22 protein-coding genes are annotated in these 21,080 nt (G+C 72.3%); 7 read left to right on the top strand and 15 right to left on the bottom strand.

Going from position 1 to position 21,080, the window contains the following annotated elements:
- The first annotated feature begins 31 nt into the window (after nucleotides 1-31).
- Complete coding sequence (locus ACZ7L4_RS21060; RefSeq protein ID WP_450817077.1) at nucleotides 32-865, top strand: C40 family peptidase; 834 nt, start codon at nucleotides 32-34, stop codon at nucleotides 863-865.
- 185 nt (nucleotides 866-1,050) lie between these two features.
- On the opposite strand, the gene ACZ7L4_RS21055 is transcribed toward ACZ7L4_RS21060, so the two are convergent.
- Both ACZ7L4_RS21055 and ACZ7L4_RS21050 read right to left on the bottom strand, forming a co-directional pair.
- Nucleotides 1,051-1,371 (bottom strand): putative quinol monooxygenase, encoded by a 321-nt coding sequence (locus tag ACZ7L4_RS21055; protein WP_472104555.1) that lies wholly within the window; start codon nucleotides 1,369-1,371, stop codon nucleotides 1,051-1,053.
- Between the two features lie 74 nt (nucleotides 1,372-1,445).
- Complete coding sequence (locus ACZ7L4_RS21050) at nucleotides 1,446-2,738, bottom strand: geranylgeranyl reductase family protein (protein WP_472104553.1); 1,293 nt, start codon at nucleotides 2,736-2,738, stop codon at nucleotides 1,446-1,448.
- A gap of 96 nt (nucleotides 2,739-2,834) precedes the next feature.
- Here ACZ7L4_RS21050 and ACZ7L4_RS21045 point away from each other — a divergent pair, with 96 nt between their 5' ends.
- Together ACZ7L4_RS21045 and ACZ7L4_RS21040 are read left to right on the top strand one after the other, a co-directional pair.
- Nucleotides 2,835-3,338 (top strand): GNAT family N-acetyltransferase, encoded by a 504-nt coding sequence (locus tag ACZ7L4_RS21045; RefSeq protein WP_472104551.1) that lies wholly within the window; start codon nucleotides 2,835-2,837, stop codon nucleotides 3,336-3,338.
- Nucleotides 3,339-3,500: 162 nt separating this feature from the next.
- On the top strand, nucleotides 3,501-3,806 hold the full coding sequence (locus ACZ7L4_RS21040) for a PASTA domain-containing protein (protein ID WP_472105628.1): 306 nt from the start codon (nucleotides 3,501-3,503) through the stop codon (nucleotides 3,804-3,806).
- A gap of 90 nt (nucleotides 3,807-3,896) precedes the next feature.
- On the opposite strand, the gene ACZ7L4_RS21035 is transcribed toward ACZ7L4_RS21040, so the two are convergent.
- From ACZ7L4_RS21035 to ACZ7L4_RS21010, 6 genes are all read right to left on the bottom strand, one after another.
- Complete coding sequence (locus tag ACZ7L4_RS21035) at nucleotides 3,897-4,592, bottom strand: demethylmenaquinone methyltransferase (protein ID WP_472104549.1); 696 nt, start codon at nucleotides 4,590-4,592, stop codon at nucleotides 3,897-3,899.
- 1,124 nt (nucleotides 4,593-5,716) lie between these two features.
- Entirely contained in the window at nucleotides 5,717-6,319 is a 603-nt protein-coding gene (locus ACZ7L4_RS21030) for a hypothetical protein (RefSeq protein ID WP_472104547.1), read from the bottom strand.
- 7 nt (nucleotides 6,320-6,326) lie between these two features.
- The gene (mqnC, locus tag ACZ7L4_RS21025) at nucleotides 6,327-7,526 is read right to left on the bottom strand and encodes a cyclic dehypoxanthinyl futalosine synthase (RefSeq protein WP_472104545.1); all 1,200 of its coding nucleotides are present in this window, start codon (nucleotides 7,524-7,526) and stop codon (nucleotides 6,327-6,329) included.
- Nucleotides 7,527-7,652: 126 nt separating this feature from the next.
- A complete protein-coding gene (locus ACZ7L4_RS21020) occupies nucleotides 7,653-8,366 on the bottom strand; it encodes a prepilin peptidase (protein ID WP_472105626.1) in 714 nt (237 codons plus the stop codon).
- A gap of 22 nt (nucleotides 8,367-8,388) precedes the next feature.
- Entirely contained in the window at nucleotides 8,389-10,038 is a 1,650-nt protein-coding gene (locus tag ACZ7L4_RS21015; RefSeq protein WP_472104543.1) for a serine/threonine-protein kinase, read from the bottom strand.
- Between the two features lie 269 nt (nucleotides 10,039-10,307).
- Nucleotides 10,308-11,159: a menaquinone biosynthetic enzyme MqnA/MqnD family protein gene (locus ACZ7L4_RS21010; RefSeq protein ID WP_472105624.1), complete on the bottom strand. Its 852-nt coding sequence runs from the start codon at nucleotides 11,157-11,159 to the stop codon at nucleotides 10,308-10,310.
- 312 nt (nucleotides 11,160-11,471) lie between these two features.
- Between ACZ7L4_RS21010 and ACZ7L4_RS21005 the strand changes: the two genes are divergently transcribed.
- Nucleotides 11,472-11,675 carry a cold-shock protein gene (locus tag ACZ7L4_RS21005; protein ID WP_003998944.1) on the top strand — a complete coding sequence of 68 codons (204 nt, stop codon included), beginning with the start codon at nucleotides 11,472-11,474 and terminating at the stop codon, nucleotides 11,673-11,675.
- A gap of 112 nt (nucleotides 11,676-11,787) precedes the next feature.
- On the opposite strand, the gene ACZ7L4_RS21000 is transcribed toward ACZ7L4_RS21005, so the two are convergent.
- From ACZ7L4_RS21000 to ACZ7L4_RS20975, 6 genes are read right to left on the bottom strand one after another with little or no spacing between them, the layout of a single operon-like run.
- Nucleotides 11,788-12,603 (bottom strand): ABC transporter ATP-binding protein, encoded by an 816-nt coding sequence (locus tag ACZ7L4_RS21000; RefSeq protein ID WP_472104541.1) that lies wholly within the window; start codon nucleotides 12,601-12,603, stop codon nucleotides 11,788-11,790.
- Nucleotides 12,600-13,619: an ABC transporter ATP-binding protein gene (locus ACZ7L4_RS20995; protein WP_472104539.1), complete on the bottom strand. Its 1,020-nt coding sequence runs from the start codon at nucleotides 13,617-13,619 to the stop codon at nucleotides 12,600-12,602. The genes ACZ7L4_RS21000 and ACZ7L4_RS20995 overlap by 4 nt, the downstream gene beginning before the upstream one ends.
- The gene (locus ACZ7L4_RS20990; RefSeq protein WP_472104537.1) at nucleotides 13,619-14,461 is read right to left on the bottom strand and encodes an ABC transporter permease; all 843 of its coding nucleotides are present in this window, start codon (nucleotides 14,459-14,461) and stop codon (nucleotides 13,619-13,621) included. Before ACZ7L4_RS20990 ends, ACZ7L4_RS20995 begins: the two co-directional genes overlap by 1 nt.
- Nucleotides 14,458-15,426: an ABC transporter permease gene (locus ACZ7L4_RS20985; RefSeq protein WP_472104535.1), complete on the bottom strand. Its 969-nt coding sequence runs from the start codon at nucleotides 15,424-15,426 to the stop codon at nucleotides 14,458-14,460. The genes ACZ7L4_RS20990 and ACZ7L4_RS20985 overlap by 4 nt, the downstream gene beginning before the upstream one ends.
- Nucleotides 15,423-17,096, bottom strand: a complete 1,674-nt coding sequence (locus ACZ7L4_RS20980) for an ABC transporter substrate-binding protein (protein WP_472104533.1) — start codon at nucleotides 17,094-17,096, stop codon at nucleotides 15,423-15,425. Before ACZ7L4_RS20980 ends, ACZ7L4_RS20985 begins: the two co-directional genes overlap by 4 nt.
- Before the next feature lie 8 nt (nucleotides 17,097-17,104).
- The gene (locus ACZ7L4_RS20975; protein WP_472104531.1) at nucleotides 17,105-18,271 is read right to left on the bottom strand and encodes a C45 family autoproteolytic acyltransferase/hydolase; all 1,167 of its coding nucleotides are present in this window, start codon (nucleotides 18,269-18,271) and stop codon (nucleotides 17,105-17,107) included.
- Between the two features lie 147 nt (nucleotides 18,272-18,418).
- On the opposite strand from ACZ7L4_RS20975, the gene ACZ7L4_RS20970 reads away from it, so the two are divergent.
- Nucleotides 18,419-19,297, top strand: a complete 879-nt coding sequence (locus ACZ7L4_RS20970; protein WP_472104529.1) for a MurR/RpiR family transcriptional regulator — start codon at nucleotides 18,419-18,421, stop codon at nucleotides 19,295-19,297.
- 27 nt (nucleotides 19,298-19,324) lie between these two features.
- Here the strand turns inward: ACZ7L4_RS20970 and ACZ7L4_RS20965 are convergent, their stop codons facing one another.
- Nucleotides 19,325-19,933, bottom strand: a complete 609-nt coding sequence (locus tag ACZ7L4_RS20965; protein WP_472104527.1) for a helix-turn-helix domain-containing protein — start codon at nucleotides 19,931-19,933, stop codon at nucleotides 19,325-19,327.
- A gap of 110 nt (nucleotides 19,934-20,043) precedes the next feature.
- Between ACZ7L4_RS20965 and ACZ7L4_RS20960 the strand changes: the two genes are divergently transcribed.
- Entirely contained in the window at nucleotides 20,044-20,769 is a 726-nt protein-coding gene (locus ACZ7L4_RS20960) for an AzlC family ABC transporter permease (RefSeq protein WP_472104525.1), read from the top strand.
- A complete protein-coding gene (locus tag ACZ7L4_RS20955; protein ID WP_472104523.1) occupies nucleotides 20,766-21,080 on the top strand; it encodes an AzlD domain-containing protein in 315 nt (104 codons plus the stop codon). Before ACZ7L4_RS20960 ends, ACZ7L4_RS20955 begins: the two co-directional genes overlap by 4 nt.

Here is a 21,080-nt window from a genome sequence, read left to right as displayed (position 1 = left end):
GATCGGGGAGGCCCTGATACCGGTTGGTCTCATGTCCCACACCGCTCACATACCCAGCCACCGGAAGCCCCGTCGCAGCGCCTCGAAGATGGCCCTGCGCGCCGGAGTTACCGGTGGCGTCCTCAGCACCCTGGCAGTCGCTGGTGCGGCTGGTTCGGCCAACGCCGCCGAGCCGGTGACGCAGACCATCGAGATGCCCACGCTCACCACCGACCTCTCTTCCCAGGTCGCCCAGTCCGCGGACGCCACCCAGCAGGCCGCGGCCAACTACCAGGTCCAGGCCGAGCGCGACGCCGCGTTCGACAAGGCCGCGACCCAGGCGAAGAAGGACCAGGTCGCCGCCGAGAAGAAGGCCGAGGCCCAGAAGAAGGCCGAAGCGAAGGCCAAGGCCGAGGCCGAGGCGAAGCGCCAGGCCGAGGCGAAGGCCGAGGCCTCCCGCTCCAGCGAGCGCACCACGCTGGCGTCCACCGCCGCGTCGTCCTCCTCGTCGGAGGCCCCCGCGCCGGCCAGCGGCTCCGCCGCCGCCATCGTGTCGTTCGTGAAGTCGCACATCGGCGACGCCTACGTCTCCGGTGGCACGGGCCCCAGCTCGTGGGACTGCTCGGGCCTGGTGCAGGCCGCGTACAAGCAGGCCGGTGTCGACCTGCCGCGCGTCTCGCAGGACCAGTCGACGCAGGGCACCCAGGTCGGCCTCGACAACCTGCAGCCCGGCGACATCCTCTACTGGGGCAGCGCGGGCAGCGCCTACCACGTGGCGATCTACGTCGGCGGCGGCAACTTCGTGGGCGCGCAGAACTCCTCGACCGGTGTCGTCGAGAAGCCGCTCTCCTACGACCAGCCGACCGGCGCGGTGCGCGTGCTCTGAGCGCTCCCCGAGCGTTCTGCGAGGTTTCTGTGAACCTCAGGGCCCCCGGGGCCCCGCGGCCGACTGAGGGCCGCACACGGCCGCCTGACGCCCCTTGAGGGACGAAGGCGACAAACAGTGGCATACGGCGAAGGCCGCCGCTCCCCTCGTGGGGTGCGGCGGCCTTCGGCGTCTGCGAATCCGGACTACTGGGCCAGTTCGCCCATTTCACCCCAACCCGAGTTCGGGATGTCGGCGTTGATGATCTCCGGGGTGGAGGCGATGAGCGGCTTCATGGTCTCGAGGCCCGCCTTGAAGTGGTCGGACCCCACGTGCGCGGCCCCGGCGTCGCCGTCCCGGAAGCCCTCCAGGAGCACGAACTGGTGGGGGTCCTCGACGCTGCGGGACCAGTCGAAGAAGAGGTTGCCCTCCTCGGCGCGGGTGGCCGCGGTGAACGCGGCGGTCTTCTCCAGCCACGAGTCGGCGTGCTCGGGGCGGACGGTGAACTTCACGGCGATGAAAATCATGGGTCCACCCTCCCCCGAGCCGCCCGGCCCGGCAAAGCCGGGGCCGGACGGAAACCCTGGTGAGCAGGCCTGGGTCAGGCCTTCGGGGCGACCTTGCTCAGCCCGTTGATGACCCGGTCCATCGCGTCGCCGCCGGTCGGGTCCGTCAGGTTCGCGAGCATCTTCAGCGTGAACTTCATCAGCATCGGGTGGGTCAGACCCCGCTGCGTCGCGATCTTCATGATCTTCGGGTTGCCGATGAGCTTCACGAAGGCGCGGCCCATCGTGTAGTAGCCGCCGTAGGTGTCCTTGAGAACCTTCGGGTAGCGCTGCAGGGCCAGTTCGCGCTGGGCGTCGGTCGCGCGCGCGTGGGCCTGCACGATGACGTCGGCCGCGATCTGGCCGGACTCCATGGCGTACGCGATGCCCTCACCGTTGAACGGGTTGACCAGGCCGCCCGCGTCGCCGACCAGGAGCAGGCCCTTGGTGTAGTGCGGCTGGCGGTTGAAGGCCATGGGGAGGGCGGCGCCGCGGATCGGCATCGTCATGTTGTCCGGGGTGTACCCCCAGTCCTCGGGCATCGACGCGCACCAGGCCTTGAGGACCTCGCGCCAGTCCAACTCGCGGAAGGCCTTCGAGGAGTTGAGGATGCCCAGGCCGACGTTGGACGTGCCGTCGCCCATGCCGAAGATCCAGCCGTAGCCGGGAAGCAGCCGGTCCTCGGCGCCGCGCCGGTCCCACAGCTCCAGCCAGGACTCCAGGTAGTCGTCGTCGTGTCGGGGCGAGGTGAAGTACGTACGGACGGCGACGCCCATCGGGCGGTCCTCACGGCGGTGCAGGCCCATCGCGAGCGAGAGCCGCGTGGAGTTGCCGTCGGCCGCGACGACCAGCGGGGCGTGGAAGGTGACCGGGGTCTTCTCCTCGCCCAGCTTGGCGTGCACGCCGGTCATGCGGCCGGTGCGCTCGTCGGTGATCGGGGCGCCGACGTTGCACCGCTCGTAGAGCCGCGCGCCCGCCTTCTGCGCCTGGCGCGCGAGCTGCTCGTCGAAGTCGTCGCGCTTGCGAACGAGTCCGTAGTCCGGGTACGAGGCGAGGTCGGGCCAGTCGAGCTGGAGGCGGACGCCGCCGCCGATGATGCGCAGGCCCTTGTTGCGCAGCCAGCCGGCCTCCTCGGAGATGTCGATCCCCATGGAGACGAGCTGTTTCGTGGCACGGGGGGTGAGGCCGTCGCCGCACACCTTCTCGCGCGGGAAGGCCGTCTTCTCCAGCAACAGGACGTCGAGGCCGGCCTTGGCGAGGTAGTAGGCGGTCGTCGAACCGGCGGGTCCGGCCCCGACGACGATCACGTCCGCGCTGTGCTCGGAGAGGGGCTTGGGCTGCTCGGTCACGGCGGGTTCTCCCCAGGCTCGAAAACGGTGTGCCGTCCGGCACGGACATGGGCAGTCTATTCAGCGACTGAGATCACCCAGCCGAAGGGCCAGCCCATGAGTCGAGTTCTGCCCGCCGTGGATCTGCGCGTCCCCACCCATGAGGACGCGCTCGCCTGGCACGGGGTGTTCGACCACCCCGAGGTCATGGAGTTCCACGGAGGCGCGTCGGCGGAGCTCTCCGTGTACGAGGAGCTGACCGCGCGGCAGCGCAGGCACGAGGCGGAGCACGGGTTCTGCCTGTGGACGATGACCGACGGGGAAGGCGACGTCATCGGGTTCACGGGCGCGCAGCCCTGGGAGCGGGAGTGGGGGCCGACCGGCGAGATCGAGATCGGCTGGCGGCTCGGGCGCGCGTACTGGGGGCAGGGGTACGCGACGACGGCCGCGCAGCTGACCCTTGAGCGGGTCCGGGCGGCGGGCATACCGAGCGTCGTCGCGATGGTCGACGCCCGCAACGAGCGCTCGATCGCGGTGACCCGGCGCCTCGGCATGGAACTGGCCGAGACGTTCGTGACGCCGACCGGGAGGCAGGGGCACTGCTTCCGCCTGGAGCTCTGACCCCGCGCGCGGGAGCGCTGACCGGACCTTCCGGACACCACGCCCCAGGAGCTACCCTTCCGGTACCTCCTGGGGGTGACATCTGTGGTGAAGACACCCAAGACGCCCAAGACACCGGATGCCGGGCCGCCGGACGTGCCCGTGCCGAAGCTCGTCGGCCTGATGGCGGTCGATGCGCGGCAGGCGGCCCGTGAGCAGGGCGTGCTGATCGTGGCGGCGGACCGGGACGACGTCGACCGGGTGGTGGTGGAGTACGTGGTGCGCCAGTACCCGCTGCCCGGCGTCGAGGTGCCGCGGGACGCGGTCGTCACGGTCTGGTTCGACCTCGGTGAGGGCGAGGGCGGTGGCGGCGGGGCCGGTGTGCGCGTGCCGCGGGCGCCGGGGCCACGGGGTGGCGGCATGCGCAGGGAGCTCGGCGAGCCGGACGAGCCGCCGGCGCGCGCCGGGTCGTTCAGTCCGTGTCCGTGAGGGGCTTGTCCGGGTCGCCGGGCTCGCAATGGGTTTGCCGTCAGGGGCGGTTGAACCGTTACGCGGGCGTGCTCACGTACGCGCGCGTGCTCACGCCTTCTTGTAGCCGCGGTGCAGCGTGACGATGCCGCCGGTGAGGTTCCGCCAGGCCACCCGCTGCCAGCCGGCGTCCTGCATCAGCGCGGCCAGCTCGGGCTGCGTGGGCCAGGCGCGGATGGACTCGGCGAGATAGACGTACGCGTCCGGGTTCGAGGACACCGCGCGCGCGACCGGCGGCAGGGCGCGCATCAGGTACTCGGTGTAGACGGTGCGGAAGGGGGCCCACGTCGGGTGGCTGAACTCGCAGATGACGACGCGGCCGCCGGGCTTGGTGACGCGGTGCAGCTCGCTCAGCGCGGCCTCGGTCTCCTGGATGTTGCGCAGCCCGAAGGAGATCGTCACGGCGTCGAACGTGTCGTCCTTGAACGGCAGCTTCGTGCCGTCGCCAGCGGTGAACGGCATCCACGGGTGGCGCTGCTTGCCCACGCGCAGCATGCCGAGGGAGAAGTCGCAGGGGACGACGTAGGCGCCGGCCTGGGCGAAGGGCTGCGAGGAGGTGGCGGTGCCGGCGGCGAGGTCGAGGACCTTCTGTGCGGGGCGGGCGTCGACGGCCTTGGCGACCTCCTTGCGCCACAGGCGGGTCTGCCCGAGCGACAGCACGTCGTTCGTGAGGTCGTACTTCTCCGCCACGTCGTCGAACATCGAGGCGACTTCGTGGGGCTGCTTGTCCAGGGATGCACGGGTCACCGCGCCATTGTGTCAGGCGGCGTGGGGCCTCCGGCGGTGACCCGTGCCGGGGCGGGGGCCGCGGTGAGGGTTCCGGGGGCCGGGGTGGCGCCTTGTCGGGGTTGACGCCTGTCGTGAGGGTGGCGCGGGGCCGGGGCGGCGCCATTGCCGGGGTCGACGCCTGTCGTGAGGGTTCCGGGAGCCGGGATGGCGCGTAGTCGGGGTCGACGTCTGTCGTGAGGGTCGCATGGAGCCGGGGTGGTGCGTAGTCGGGGTTGGCACTCACCGCGAGGGTTGCGCCGGGCCGGGGGTGGCGCCTTGCCGGGGCCCGCCCGTCGCGAGAGTCGCGCGGAGCGTTTCCCCGGGGTGGCGCCTGTCGTGAGGTTTGCGCGGCACCGCCTTTTGCTCCGGTTCCCGCTCATCTCCCGCCCACCCGCCCCCTCCGGGGGCTCGGCCCCCGTGGCCCCGGGGCCGTGCCGGGGCGGCGCTCGTCGTGTCCGTGACGCGGCGCCGAAGACGGGGCTCGGCCCCGCATCACCGTTGCGCGGCACCGAGCTGATGGGCTGTACCGGGGCGTGGTCCGTCGTCCCTGTTGCGCGGCACCGGGGGCCGCCTTGCCCACCCTGCCGCCCCAGGCGGCAGATTGCCCAAGGTGGGGGGGGCGGGCAACCGCAACGGTGGGGAAGCGAGCCCCCGCGGCAGTTGCCAGCGGCGGGGCAACTGCCGAGCGCGATGGGCGGGAACCGGGCCTGGCTGCGGTTCGTAGTAGGCGGGGCGACACCGCGTGTGGCCGACGCCCCTGGAGGGGGCGGGTGGGTGGGAGATGGGCGGCGGCACGAGGCCGTAGTGCCGGTGCCGGTGGCGATTCGCGGCCCGGGGCCGGTTCGGGTCCGGGGCCGGTTCGAGTCCGGGGCCGGTTCGAGTCCGGGGCCGGTTCGAGTCCGGGGCCGGTTCGGGGCCGGGTTCGAGTCCGGGTCCGTGTCCGGGCCGCGAACGCCTGCCGCGGGTGGGCAAATCAAGCCCCGCCGGCGATTGAGGCGCGGGGTCCGGGGCGGAGCCCCGTGGCCGGAACGCCGGTGCCGGTGCCGGTGCCGGTGCCGGAACGCCGGTACCGGTAGACGAAACCCCGCCCCCCGACCGCCCCGTCAATGGGCCCGGTACACCAACCGCCCGCCGACCACCGTCGCCACGCACGTGGTCGCCCCCTGGGCCACAAGGTCCGCGCGGTCCGTCACGTCGAAGATCGCGAAGCGGGCCGGGCCGTCGACCGTCAGGGGCGGGAGCAGGACCATGGGCCGCGGGGACAGTGACACCGGGCCCGGCAGCCGCTCCGGGCGGGCGCCGAACGCGAGGCCGGAGCGGCGCGCCACCTCGAGGACCGCCTTGGAGCGGAGCTCCCCCGCGAGCGCCACCGTCCCGTGCGCGAACAGCCGTTGCACACCGCGCCGGGCACTCGCGCCGAGCCGGGACGGGTCCCCGCGGAAGATCTCCCGCGCCCGCTCCCCGCCGATCGGCGCCGTCCCGTACGTGTCCGCCTCACGCGAATCCGGGTGGTACGTGTGCTCGAGGATCTCGGGACCGTACGGGTTGAGGAGGCCGGGCGTCAGGATGCCGGGCCAGCGCCGCACCCGCGCCTGCGACGAGGCCTCAAGCGCGGCCAACTCCTCGTACGGGCCCAGCGCCTTGATCGTCTCGCCCTCGACGAGGACGGCCGAACCGTCCGCCTCGGTGACGTGAAGTGTCGCCAAGGCGGGCTCAGTTGGTGGAGACGAGCTTCAGCTCGGGGTGAGCCGTCCCGCCGTCGATCGCGGTCGACGAGATGTGCGAGGTGACGCGGTCGTCGACCGGGTCGTTCGCCGGGTCGTCGTGCACGACGAGGTGCTCGTACGTCGTGGCGCGCTGCGCCGGCACGCGGCCCGCCTTGCGGATCAGCTCGATGATCTCCATGCGGTTGGAGCGGTGCTTGGCACCGGCCGAGGAGACCACGTTCTCCTCCAGCATGATCGAGCCGAGGTCGTCGGCACCGTAGTGGAGCGACAGCTGACCGACCTCCTTGCCGGTCGTCAGCCACGAGCCCTGGATGTGCTGGACGTTGTCCAGGAAGATCCGGGCGATCGCGATCATCCGCAGGTACTCGAAGAGCGTCGCCTGCGTGCGGCCCTTCAGGTGGTTGTTCTCCGGCTGGTACGTGTACGGGATGAAGGCGCGGAAGCCACCCGTCTTGTCCTGCGTGTCACGGATCATGCGCAGGTGCTCGATGCGCTCGGCGTTGGTCTCGCCCGTGCCCATGAGCATCGTGGACGTCGACTCGACGCCCAGCCGGTGCGCCGTCTCCATGATCTCCAGCCAGCGCTCGCCGGACTCCTTGAGAGGGGCGATCGCCTTGCGGGGACGCGCCGGGAGGAGTTCCGCACCCGCGCCCGCGAAGGAGTCGAGCCCGGCGGCATGGATCCGCTGGATCGCCTCCTCGACCGACACCTTGGAGATGCGGGCCATGTGCTCGACCTCCGAAGCGCCGAGGCTGTGGATGACGAGCTCGGGGTACTCCTTCTTGATGGCCCCGAAGTGCTCCTCGTAGTACTCGACGCCGTAGTCCGGGTGGTGGCCGCCCTGGAACATGATCTGCGTGCCGCCCAGCTCGATCGTCTCCGCGCAGCGCCGCAGGATGTCGTCGAGGTCGCGGGACCAGCCCTTCTTGGTGTCCTTGGGGGCCGCGTAGAAGGCGCAGAACTTGCACGCCGTGACGCACACGTTCGTGTAGTTGATGTTCCGCTCGATGATGTACGTCGCGATGTGCTCGATGCCCGCGTACTTGCGGCGGCGGATCGCGTCGGCGGCGGCGCCGAGCGCGTGCAGCGGGGCGTCGCGGTAGAGGGCGACGGCCTCCTCGGGGGTGATCCGCCCACCGTCGGCGGCGCGGTCGAGGACGGACTGAAGCGCGGCCTTCTCGGTCACCGGGCGAGCCCCTTTCGGAGGATTCTGACGAGTCCGAGCTGGAATCTCGACGAGTCTGAGCTGAAATCTCAGCGTACGTCAGGCCCCCGCTCCCCTTACACGTCAGGCCCCCGCTCTCCCCGCGCGTCAGGCCCCCAGGCCGCCCAGCAGAACCCCCGCGAGGGCGCCCAGAATCATGAAGGGCCCGAAGGGGATCTCGGTCCCCTTCCCGGCCCGCCGCGTCACCACGAGGACCAGGGCGTACAGGCCGTTGAACAGCACTCCGGCGAACGCCCCCAGGAACAGCACGCCCCACCCGTACCAGCCGAGCGCCGCGCCGAGCCCCACCGCGAGCTTCACGTCCCCGAAGCCCATGCCCTTCGGGTACGCGAGGAGCAGGAGCAGATATCCGGCGCCGAGGCCGAGCGCGCCCCACAGTGCGCCGCTCCACGCCCCGCCCGCCTCCGGCAGCAGCGCCGCCGCGCCGAGCGCCAGCAGGGCGAGCCCGGCGAGCGGCAGCGTGAGCACGTCGGGCAGCCGCTTCACCGCGAAGTCGACGGTGGCCAGGAGCACGCCGAGCGGCGCGAGCAGCAGCCAGGCGCCCAGTTCGGGGCGGGTGCCTGTGGTGGTGGCGAGCAGCGCGCAGACGAGCGCGGTGACGGCGGCGAGCCCTGCGGCCCTGGGCCCGGGGCGGGCCCCCAGCCAGCCGCGGGCCGGACGCCACGGCTCGCCGGGTTCGACGGACAGCCGGTACGCGGGCCGCGGCAGCAGCAGCCCGCAGGCCGCGCCCCACACCGCGGCGAGCACGACCAGCGCGACCGGCGCTCCCGCCTCGGTGGCGATCAGCGGCCCCCCTTGCACCACGCCTCCCTCTCCCCCTGCCTCAGCCGCTCTTGACCCGGTCGAGGTCCGCCGTCGGGTCACCGGCGGCCGGGTACCGCGAGGTGTACTTGAGGGAGGCGCCCTCCCGGGTGAGGCGCACGGTGTGCGGGCCCTTCGCGCAGGTGCCCGGGTTGCCGGGGGCGGCCCGGCCCGCGGCGACCAGCGCCTTCCCGTCGGCGGACGTCAGGGTCAGTACGTCGACGCACTGGATGCCCAGCGGGTCCGTCGACGTCACCTTGCCGACCTGCTTGCCGGCCTCGGCCTGCTTGAGGTCGACGCGGAAGGTGCCGAAGGAGATCCCCGCCTGTTTCGCCGGGCCGTCCCACGAGCCCAGGTAGAACTTCGGCACGCCCGGCGCGCTCGGCGTCCTCGGCGCGGCGGACGAGGCGGGCCCGGCATCGCTCGCGCTGCCCTGGTCGCTGCCGCCGCCCTCGCTCGGCAGCACACTGAACAGGACCACTCCGCCGACGGTCACCGCCGCGAACGCTCCGGCCACGGCGAGCGCCACCGTGCAACTGACGCGGCGGCCCCTGCCGTTCGGCTTGTCGGGGGTCGAGCTCGCCGTCACGGACATCGACAGGCGCCCCGGCGCGGCGTCCTGCTTCGGCCCCTCGGTGGGCGGCTCCTGGGTACGGGGCGTGGGCACGGGCGCGTACGAGGGATCCGGCGGTCCGAAGACGCCCGCGGGCCCCGACCCCCCGGGGACGGCGGGGCTGCTGAACTCCATGGGCCCCGAGTGCGGGACGTCGGCGGGCGCGCCCTCCAGGTCCAGGAGCCGCACCGCGTCGCGCGAGACCTCCTCCACCATCGGGCCGGGCAGCCATCCCGCCTGGACGAGCCGCGCAGCTCCGTCCGGGGCGAGGCGCCGGGCGATCTCCCCGGGAGCGGGGCGCGCGGCCGGGTCCTTCGCGAGGCAGGCCGCGGCGACCTCGCGCAGCTCGCCGGTCAGCGAGCCGAGTTCGGGCTCCTCGTGGACGACCTTGTAGAGCAGCGCGGCGGACGAGTCACCGGGGAAGGGGGACGACCCCACGGCCGCGTACACGAGGACCGCGCCGAGCGAGAAGACGTCGGCGGCGCCCGTGACGCCCTTGCCGAGGATCTGTTCGGGCGACATGTAGCCGGGCGAGCCGATGGAAACGCCGGTGGAGGTGAGGGAGGCCGTGCCGTCGGTGGCGCGGGCGATGCCGAAGTCGATGAGCCGCGGCCCGTCGAGGGTCAGCAGCACGTTCGAGGGCTTGACGTCGCGGTGCACGAGACCCAGGCCGTGCACCGCGGCGAGCGCCTCGGCGAGGCCGGCGCCCAGGACCCGTACGGAGTGCTCGGGCAGTCCCGCGCCCTCGCTCGCGGCCTGGGTGAGCGAGGGGCCCGCGACGTATCCCGTCGCCACCCACGGCACCTCGGCGTCCGGGTCGGCGTCGAGCACCGGCGCCGTCCAGGCGCCGCCCACCCGGCGGGCCGCCTGCACCTCGCGCTTGAAACGCGCCCGGAATTCGTCGTCGAGCGCGAAGTGCGGGTGCACGATCTTCACGGCGACGGTGCGTCCCCCGACGCTGCGGCCCAGATAGACCCGGCCCATGCCGCCCGAACCGATCCTGCCGAGCAACCGGTAGGGCCCCACCGCCGTGGGTTCCCCGGTCTGAAGCGGCTGCATGATGCGGACCTCCCCCGTGTGCACGCACGCATCAGCAGCGTAGCCCCGCGCCTCACCCGCGCACATGCCTCTCGAACGCACCGGAGCACATCCGGAACGCACCCGGGAACACATACGGAACGCATCGGGAGCACACGGGAGAGCGGAGCGGATCACCGCGAATTCATGCCGAATTCACCCCACCGGTGCGGAATTCCCGTACAAGGTTCCGGAAATCCCGCGCCGGAGAACGCCCGCGACCCACGGGCCACGGGCGCGTACAGGGGAATTCACGACATCAGCAGCTCGACCCGTACATCCGCGGGAAATCCCGTCGTGGGTCCGACCCTGCGCGCGAACTCCGTGACGCCTTCCAGCTGCGCGGGACCGAAGCGGAAGTCGAGCGTCGTGAAGTACTCCTCGAGGACCTTCTCGTCGAAGACCTCCCAGCGGGCCGCCTGCTCGGCGACCTTGGCGACCTCTTCGAGGGACAGATCGCGCGAGGCGAGGAACGCCTCGTGCACCTTCTGCGTGATCTGCGGCTCGCGCTCCACGTACTCCTTGCGCGCCGCCCACACCGCGAAGACGAACGGGAGACCCGTCCACTCCTTCCACAGCGCGCCCAGGTCGTGCACCTCCAGGCCGAGCCGCGGGGCGTCGTGCAGGTTGGCCCGCAGCGCCGCGTCCCCGATCAGTACGGCCGCCTCCGCGTCCTGCATCATCAGACCCAGGTCGGGCGGGCACGTGTAGTAGTCGGGCCGGACGCCGAAGCGCTCGGCCAGCAGCAGCTGCGCGAGCCGCACCGACGTGCGGGAGGTGGACCCGAGGGCGACACGCCGGCCGTCCAACTGGTCGAGGGGGACCTGCGAGACGATCACGCAGGACATCACGGGGCCGTCGCAGCCCACCGCGAGATTGGGGAACGCGACGAGGTCGTCGGCCGCCTTGAGGAACTCGACGAGGGTGATGGGACCGATGTCGAGGTCACCGTTCACCAGCTGCTCGCTCAGCTTCTCCGGCGTGTCCTTCGTCAGCTCGAAGTCCAGGAGCGAGCCCGTCCTGGCAAGTCCCCAGTACAGGGGCATGCAGTTCAGGAACTGGATGTGGCCCACTCGCGGACGAGTGCGCCGCGCGGCCTTCAGGGTCTCGGGAGAATTGTCCACATCGCGAGACTAAACCCAGTGCGGTACGGTGCAGGATCCGGGTCCGGCGCGGCCCCGGGTCAACCCCCACGGGAACCAGATCAAACCTGAGGGTGAAGTGATCTTGCCCTCTATTGCATTCGGCTGCCTGCGTGCTAGGCTCGCCGCAAGTTGCAGTTTGGTTTCCCTTGCAGTACAGAGCCTGCGGAGCATGTGACCGCGGGCTCTCGTCGTTTTCAGACTTTTGCAGTTGTTCGCAAGCGCATTTGCAGGTTCTGGAGCAGGGCAACCCTTTGGCCCATGGGAGGGCTTATGGCTACCGGAACCGTGAAGTGGTTCAACGCTGAAAAGGGCTTTGGCTTCATCGCCCAGGAAGGCGGCGGCCCGGACGTTTTCGTCCACTACTCCGCGATCAACGCAAGCGGCTTCCGCTCCCTCGAGGAGAACCAGGCCGTGTCCTTCGACGTCACGCAGGGCCCGAAGGGCCCGCAGGCGGAGAACGTCACCCCCGTCTGATCCCCTTCGTGATCACACGGTGGTTGCCGTGATCTGATCCGGAACCTAGTGCAGTACCCAAGGAGCCCCGCGCCTTACGGCAGCGGGGCTCCTGCCTTTTCTCCGTGAATTTCTACGTGAGCGCGGCGCGGGCCGCGACGGCGTCCGCCGGGTCCCAGCCCCTGCCCGGCACCGAGGCGAGCAGCAGCTTTGTGTACGGGTCGGTGGGCTCGCTCAGGACGCGGCGCGTGGGCCCCTGCTCGACCACTCGGCCCCGCCGCATCACCAGGACCTCGTCCGTGACGTGCTGGACGACCGCCAGGTCGTGGCTGACGAAGACCAGGGCCACCGCGGTGTCCCGGCGGATCTCGTCGAGGAGCCGCAGGATCTGCGCCTGGATGGAGACGTCGAGCGCGGCGACCGCCTCGTCGAGGACCAGGATGCGGGGGTCGACGGCGAGGGCGCGGGCGATGGCCAGGCGCTGGCGCTGGCCGCCGGAGAGGTGGCGGGGCAGGGCCGTGGCCTCGCGTGCGCCGAGGCCCACCTGGTCGAGGAGCGCGGACGCGGTGGATTCGTCGCGGCCGTGCAGGCGCAGGGCGGAGCGCAGGCACTGTTCGGCGGTGAGGCGGGGGTCGAGGGAGACGTACGGGTCCTGGAACACCATCTGGATCTGGCGGGCCCTGGCGAGGCGGGGGGCCTTGCCGCGCGGGGGTTTCGCGGGTCTCGGGGTGCCGTCGACCTTGATGGTGCCGTGGTCGGGGCGGACGAGGCCGACGAGCATGCGGGCGACGGTGGTCTTGCCGGAGCCGGATTCGCCGACGATGCCGAGGGCTCCGCCGGGGGTGAGGGTGAAGGTGATGGCGTCCGCGGCGGTGTGGCTGCCGCCGGTCGGCAGGGGGTACGTCTTGCGGAGGTCCGTGACCTCCAGGAGTGGTGGTTGCGTGGTCACTTGGGGCCTGCCCCCTCTTTCTCGTTGCGCGGCACCGGGGGCTGTGCCCACCCGTCCCGCCGTGCGGGACGCCTGCCCACAGCGATGCACATCGCCGAACCGTCGTCCACCTCGTGTGCCTGGGGTGTCCATGTGTGGCAGTCGGGCTCCGCGTCCGGGCAGCGGTCCGCGAACGGGCAGCCCGGGAACGTGTCCGACAAGGACGGGGGCCTGCCCGGGATCGGGGTCAGGGTGCTGGACTCGCCCAGGGTCGGGGAGCAGGTGAGGAGGCCGCGGGTGTACGGGTGGGCCGGGGTCGTGAACAGGGCGTCCGCCGTGCGGTGTTCGACGACGCGGCCCGCGTACATGACGTGGACGCGGTCGCAGTAGGCCGCTGCCAGGTGCAGGTCGTGCGTGATGAAGAGGAGGCCGGCGCCCCGGGACTCACGGGCCTCGCGGAGTTGCGTGAGGATCTCCGCCTGGGTCGTCACGTCGAGCGCGCTGGTCGCCTCGTCGGCGAGGAGGAGCCGGGGGCGGGCCGCCAGGGCTCCCGCGATGACGACGCGTTGGAGCATGCCGCCGGAGAGTTCGTGCGGGCGCTGGCGCAGGTGGCGGGCGGGGGCGGGCAGGCCGACCGCGGCGAGCAGGTCGAGCGCCTCGTCCTTCGTCGCGCCGCGTTCGGTGAGGAAGTCGCCGATGCGGCGGACGGGGTTGAGGGCGGCGCGCGGGTCCTGGTGGATCATCGCGACGGTGTCCGACCTGTGCCTTCGCAATTCCTCTCCGCGCAGGGACAGGACGTCCGCGCCCTCGACCTGGACCGTTCCCGTGGTCGTGGCCCCGTCCGGCAGCAGGCCGAGCGCGGCCTTCGCCGTCGTCGACTTGCCCGAGCCGGACTCCCCCACCAGGCCGACGACCTCGCCCTCGGCGACGTTCAGGGAGACCTGGTCGAGGAGGGGGCGGGCGGCGCCGGGGACCGTGACCGTGAGGTTCTCGATCGAGAGCAGCGTCTTCGTGGTGGTGTTCATCGTCGTGGTCATCAGTTCTGCCTTCCGAGGCGGTCGGCGGCCCAGACCCCGACGACGTTGAAGGAGACGACGACCAGGGCGATGGCCGTGCCGGGGACGAGGGCGGGCAGGAGCGCGCCCTGGACGATCGCGGCCTGGCCCTCCTGGACCATCAGGCCCCAGTCGGAGGACGGCGGTTGAGCGCCGAAGCCCAGGTAGGAGAGGGTCGCGAGCGACATCAGGGCCTCGCCGAAGAGGACGACCACGTAGCCGAGGATCGACCGGCCCAGGTTCGGGACCAGGTGCAGCGCGCAGATCCGGGCGCCGCCCATGCCCTGCACGCGGTACGCGTCGACGTACGGCTTGCGGGCCTCGGACAGGGCGAGGGAGCGGGTGTACTTGGCGATGGTCGGGGTGAAGGCGAGGCCGAGGGCGAGGATCGCCGTCGTCATGCCCGCGCCGAACACGGCGATGATCAGGACCGTGAAGAGCAGCCCGGGGAAGGCGTACATCACGTCGGTGAGGCGGGAGACGAACGTGTCCACCCAGCCGCCGCGCCAGGCGGCGAGCACGCCGAGCGTCACCCCGAGGGCCGCCGCGACCGCGAGCAGCGCGACCGGTGCGACGAGGCTGGACCGGGCGCCGTAGAGCACGCGCGAGAGCAGGTCCTGGCCCGAGGAGTCGGTGCCGAGGAGGTGCTCGGCGCCGGTGCCGACGAGGGAGGCGGAGAGGTCGATGGCGTCGGGGGCGTAGGGCGCGAGCAGGGGTGCGGCGAGGGCCGCGAGGACGACGAGGGCGAGCACCGCCGCGGCGAGGGTGACGCCGAGGGGGCGTCGCGTGGTCCTGACGGGGGTCAGGGTGAGGGCCGCCGTCATGCGTGGGCCTCCTTCACTCTCGGGTCGAGGAGGGGGTGGGCCAGGTCGACGAGCGTCGTCACGACCACGTAGCCGGTGACCATCAGGAGGAGGACCGCCTGGGCGACCGGGAAGTCATGGGTGTTGATGGCGTTGACCAGCAGGGAGCCGATGCCGCTGATGCCGAACGCCGTCTCGACGACGACGGTGCCGGCGAGCATGCCCGCCATGACGAGGCCGCACATGGTGACGATGGGGCCGAGGGCGTTGCGCAGGACATGGCGGCGGACGATGTCGCGTTCCGGGACGCCGGAGGCGCGGGCCGCCTCGACGTGGTCGGAGGCGGCGGCGTCCGCCATGGCCTGCCGGGTGACGCGGCTGATGATGGCGAGCGCGCCGAGGGCGAGGGAGACGGCGGGCAGGGTGAGGTGGTGGACGGTGCCGGCGAAGCCGTCGCCCGCCCCGGTCACCGGGAACCAGCCGAGCTGGACGCCGAACAGCGAGACCAGCGCGATCGCGGCCACGAACGAGGGGACGGACGCGGCGAGGGTCGTGCCGCCGACCACCGCCGAGTCGACCCAGGTGGAGCGCCGTACGGCCGCGAGGATCCCGGCGCCGACGCCGAGGATCACGTACAACACCGTTGCGTACGCGACGAGTTCGAGGGTGGTGGCGAGGCGGGAGGAGATGAGGTCCGCGACCTGGTCGCCGTACTTGAAGGAGCGGCCGAGGTCGAGGTGGACGGTGTCCCACAGCCAGCGGCCGTACTGGACGGCGAGCGGTTCGTCGAGGTGGTACTGGGCGCGGACCTGGGCGAGCCGTTCGGGGGTCAGCTTGTCGCGGCCGCCCGCGAGGAAGACGGCGGGGTCGCCGGGCGCCGCGTACACGGCGGCGAAGATGACGAACGAGGCGGCGACGAGGGTCGCGACCAGACCGGCGATGCGGCGCGAGAGGAGTGTCACCGCGCGCAGGGGCAGCGTCTTCACTGGTGGCCCCCTCGCGCGCCGAGCCCGGCGGCCCACGGGTAGTAGAGGTAGGACTGCGAGGCCGTCGGCCCGGTCAGCTTCTTGTTCAGGACGAGGATCGTGGGGACCTGCGCCACCGGGATCCACACCGCGTTCTCGACGAAGGTGCGCTGGACGGTGGTGGCGAGCTTCGCTCGGGCCGCGTCGTCGAGGGTGCCGAGGGCCTGCTTGACCTGCCGGTCGTACGTGGCGTCCTTGAAGCCGACCCAGTTGTTCGGGGAGTCGGAGAGCCCGTTGTCGTAGAACCCCATGGGGTCGGCCTTGGAGATGTACCAGTCGCCCACGAGTACGTCGATGTCGGCGCGGGCCGTCGGGTCGCTGTAGAACTCCTCGAACTGGGCCGTCGGCACGGTCTTGATCTCCGCGCGGACGCCGACGCGCTGGAGGGCGGCGCGGGTGGCGTTCGCGATGACGGTGCGGCCCTGGCTGGCGTCGGTGCCGATGACGACGGGTTCTGTGGGGGCGCCGGCCTCCTTGACGAGCTTCTTGGCGCGGGCGAGGTCGGACGCGGTGGGCGAGGCGGGGGCGAGGCGCGTCAACTTCTTCTGCGCGGCGGCGAACGCGGCCTTCTCGTAGCCCCAGGCGCCCGAGCCGACCGGGGACGCCCACGGCTGGACCAGGCCGCCGTAGCCGGAGTCGGCGATGCCCGTGCGGTCGAGGGAGAGCGAGAGCGCGCGGCGGATCCGCGGGTCGGTGAGGCCGCCGCGGTCGGTGGAGATGAGGGCGAGCGATGCGGTGGAGGGGCCGTAGTACTGCGCCAGGTCCTTGTCCGCGCGCAGCGCCGCCGCCGTGTTCGGGGACTCCGCGTACGCGCCGTCGGCCGCGCCCGTCTTGAGCGCGTTGACCAGGGCGCTGTCGGAGGCCCAGCGGAAGACGACTTCGCGGGTGAGGGGCTTCTTGCCCCAGTAGTCGTCGTACGCGCGGATGGCTATCGAGTCGCCGGACTTCCAGCGGGCGAGTTCGTACGGTCCCGAGCAGGCGTCCGGCTGTCCGGGTGTGCCGAACTCCTTTCCGGAATCGGTGACTTGCCTCTTGTTCCAGACGATGCCGGCGTCGCCTGCCATGGCCTTGAGGAACATGGCGTCGGGCGCCTTGAAGGTGACGGTGACGCGGTGGGGTGCCGTCTTCGTCATCGAGGTGACGTTCTCGAACTCGTCGGACTGCTCCATGTCCTTGGCGGCGTGCCGCTTCAGGGACCACAGCACGTCGTCGGCGGTGAGCTTCGTGCCGTCGTGGAACGTGACGTCGTCGCGGACGGTGAAGGTCAGCTTGCGGCCGCCGTCGGAGGTCTCGGCCTTCTCGGCGAGCAGCGGCTTCGTCGTCATGTCGGGCTGGAGCTGGTAGAGGCGCTCGCAGACGTTGGTGAGGACGACGCGGCCCGCGCTGGTGCCCTGCGCGTCCAGGTCGAGGGAGTCCGGCTCGTCCTCCAGGAGCCAGTTCGCCTTCTTCACCGGGCCTTTGGCGGCGGGCGTGGTCGCGTCCAGCTTCAGGTCGGCGGCCGGGGTGCCGGCGCCCTGGCCCTCGGGGCGGTCGGCGCCCGCGCAGGCGGTGGCGGCGAGGAGGGTGGCCGTGGCGAGCAGGGCCGCGGCCGGCACTCTTCGGGACTTCGTCGTCGCCAAGGGCAGTCTCATCGGGCGTCTCATCGGGCGTCTCCGTACGGGCCGTCGTAGAGGTTCCAGGGCAGGTGCTGGTAGTCGCGGTCGCAGGGGGTGCCCGCGGTGACGTGGTAGTCGCCGCTGGTCAGGTCGACGCAGGACGAGACGAGCGTCATCCAGTGCTTGACCTCGGGCTCGCGGGCGTCGGGGTGGGTGCACAGGGACTCGGGCAGGCCGAGGTGGTCCGACATCGCCTCCTTGATGAGCTTGCGGGACGCGTCGGGGTCGGCGGATCCCCGCAGCGCGGCGAGGCCCTGTTCGGCGCGCGGGACGCGGACCAGGGAGTCGGAGGACATCGGCCGGTAGTCGGCGGCGAGAGCCGCGGGGACACCGGCCTGGTAGTGGTTGCCGTGCACGAGCAGGCCGCCCGTCGGGTACAGCCAGCCGATGCCCGCGGGCGTCGTCTCCAGGTCGACGGCGAAGCCCTCGCGGCAGGTCAGCAGGGCGTTGCTGGCGATGTGGGCGCGGGTGCGGCACAGCACGTCGAGGGCGTCGGTGACGGTGTGGGTGTCGAGGACGCTGCGGCGGACGACCGTCTGCGGGAGGCCGATCGCGTCGTTGAAGCGGCCGCCGAGGCCGTTGGCGTTGAGGGCGATTCCGGCGGAGTTGGCGCCCTGGCGGCCGATCTGGCCCGCCTCCACCTGCATGATCACGGTGGGCTTGGGCGGCTGCACGATCCGGATCATGACGACGGTGTCGGCGACGCCGGCCCGCCAGTCCCAGTTCTGGCCCGCCCAGACGTGGCCGTCGCCGCTGGCCTCGCCGAAGGCGGCGAACGAGGTGCAGCCCTCGGCGGGTTCCTCCTCCCGCTCGGCCGCCATGTCCTTGAACGAGCGGTCGTAGATGACCTCGCCGCGGGCGTTGAGCGCGAGGACGTCGAGCACGTCGACACCCGCCCCGTCGGCGATCCCCCGCATCTCGTCGAGGAGTTCGGGGGCGTACGCGCGCACCGGCTCCAGCCAGCGGGCGGCGCGGGCGGTGACCCGGTCCCAGGTCAGACCGGCCGACTGGCCGAAGGCCTGCTCGTAGTAGCCGATGGCGGCGTGCAGTTGGGGCCTGACGGCCTCGCCGTACTGGCGGCCGCGGTCCAGAGGGGCGCCGCTGATCTCGACGACCGGGAGGGTTCGGGGTGCGGTGGTGCGGGGTGCCATTGTTCTCCTCGCCACGGAGAGGGTCCGTGCGGGCCCGGAGGGGTCCGCCTCCCGAAACCGTGCTGTAACGTCGATTACGAGATGCTCTCCACTTGGAATGCGTTGCCCAGGAGAGTAACGGCCGTCACACGAGAGTCAATAGCTGTAATGGAAATTACCGATGGGGTCGCCAGACTGCGCGGCGCCGTGCGCGAGCACTGGGACGAACTGTCCGCGTCCGAACGGGCCGTGGCCCAGTACCTGGTGAGCGCGCCCGCCGAATCACTCCTCTTCGCCTCCGCGCAGGAGCTGGGGGCGGCGAGCGGCACCAGCAACGCGAGCGTGGTGCGGACGCTGCAGCGGCTCGGGTACGCGGGGCTGCCCGCGCTCAAGCGGGAGCTGGCCTCGGACCTCACGTCCGCGGTGGCCCCCGAGGTGCGGCTGAAGCAGCGCATCGACCACGTCGGCCGGGACCTGGACGCGATCTGGGGCGAGGTCTTCGACGAGGCCGCGGAGCGCATCGAGCACGCCCGGCGGCTGACGCCCGGCGACGCGCTGCGGGCGGCGGTGGGCTTCCTCGCGGAGGCCGGCGAGATCCACTGCTACGGGGTCGCCGCCTCCGAACTCGCCGCGCGGCACCTGGCGTTGGCGCTCGGCAGGGTCGGACGCCGGGCACAGTACATCGGCTCCACGGGCTTCGCCCTCGCGGACCAGCTGCTGCGGCTGCGCCGGGGCGACGCGGTCGTCATCTTCCAACCCGGCCGCGATCTGCCCGAGTTGACGGTCCTCATCGACCGGGCGCGGGCGGTGGGCGCGCGGGTCGTCCTGGTCACGGACGAACTGGCCGAGCGGTACGGGGAGCGGGTCGACGCGGTCCTCACCGCCCCGCACACCCCCACGGGAATCACCGCGGAGGCCCTGACGGCCCTCGTGGTGGCGGACGCCCTGCTGCTGGCGATGACGACGCTGGACGAGGGGCTCGCCGTGGAGACGTCGCACCAGCTCACGATGGTGCGGGAGCAGTTGCTCAACCACCGCAAGAAGTAGGCCCGCCCGCGAAGGCCCCGCGACCGCCTACGTGTGCTGCATCACCAGCACGCAGGTCGTCCCCGGCTCCAGCGCCCGGCACGTGTGGGACACGTCGCCGGGGTACGAGAGGTAGTCGCCGGGGGCGAGTTCGACGGGGTCCTCCGTCGGGCCCGCGAGGACCCGGCCCGTCGCGACGATCAGGTGCTCCGTGGTGCCGGGCATGTGCGCGTCCGAGTCGCGCGGGCTGCCCGGCTCGACCTGGAGGAAGTACAGGTCACGACGGGCGCCCGGCGGGCTCGCGGAGAGCAGCGCCGCGCTGTAGTTGGCCACCTCGGAGGGGACGGCCGGGCCCTGGCCCGCGCGGATGACGTGGACCGCGGTGCGCGGCGGGTCGAGGAGCACGCTCGGCGGGACCTCCAGGGCGACGCTCAGCGCCCACATGGTCTCCAGGCCCGGCTTGCCGTGCGCGGCCTCCAGCTGGGACAGCGTGGACTTCGCGATGCCGGCGCGCTTGGCCAGTTCGGAGAGGGAGAGCCCGGCGCGGGTGCGTTCGCGGCGGAGCGCCGCGGCGATGCGGTCGAGCGGGAGGCGGGCGGAGGTGGCGGCAGGGGCGGGTGCGGAGGCGGGGGCGCCCCCACCGGTCGGCTCGGTCATGCGTGCGCTCCCGTCGTTGCCCGGCGTCCGTGCGGTTCGGACTGTCGTTCGCTGCAGCAAGCCTATCGTTCGGCTTGACGAACACCCAAGGATGCGCGCATGCTCCTGCCATGCGTTCGCCGGACCGAACACTCAGCCCGCCACACCGAACACTGTCGGGTCGCGCACCCGCCATCGACCCCCGCCTGCTCCGCGACTGCGCCCTCGTCTGGCTCGCCGACGCGGTCGTCGGCCTCTCCTTCGGCGCCGTCTCGGTCGCGAGCGGGCTGCCGGTGTGGCTGCCCGTCGCGATGTCGCTGCTCGTGTTCGCGGGATCCGCGCAGTTCAGCGCGGTGGGAGTGTTCGCCGCCGGGGGCGGTCCTCTCGCCGCGGCCGCGACCGGTCTGCTCCTGAACACCCGGACCGCCGCCTTCAGCCTGGCCATCTCCGACGCGCTCGGGACGTCCTGGTTCGCACGGCTCGTCGGCGCGCACCTCGTCACCGACGAGACGGCCGCGTTCGTGATGGCGGAGAAGGACCCGGCCCGCAGGCGCACCGCCTTCTGGCTCTCCGGCCTCGGCCTCTTCGCCGCCTGGAACGTGAGCGTCCTCGCCGGGGCGCTCGCCGGAACCGCGCTCGGGGACACCGACCGGTTCGGGCTCGACGCGGCGTTCCCCGCGGTGCTGCTCGCCCTGGTGCTGCCCGCGCTGCGGGACGGCCACGGGGTGCGGCGGGCCGCGGCGGCGGGCGCCGTGATCGCGGTCGCCGCCACCCCGTTCCTGCCCGCGGGCGTGCCCGTACTGCTCGCCCTGGCCGGGCTGCTGTTCGCCAAGAGTCCGGCCGGGAGGCCCGCGTGAACGCCCAGTTGATCGCCGTCCTCGCACTCGCGGCGGGAACCTACGCCTTCCGACTCGCGGGCCCACTGCTGCACGGCCGGGTCCAACTCCCCGTACGCGTACAGGAGTTGCTCACCGACGGCGCGACCGTCCTGCTCGTCGCGCTGCTCGCCACCGGCGCCCTCATGGCGGGCCAGGAGTTCGCCGGCTGGGCGCGGCCCGCCGGGGTGCTGGTCGGCGGGGTCCTGGCGTGGCGCCGGGCACCGTTCGCGGTGGTGGTCGTGGGTGCGGCGGCGGTCACCGGGCTGTTGCGGCTCGCCGGGCTCCCGTAG

It is taken from the genome of Streptomyces sp. NPDC107575, from assembly GCF_055657265.1.
The sequence above is the reverse complement of the archived record's forward strand: the minus strand, read 5'-3'. Positions and strand labels throughout refer to the sequence as shown.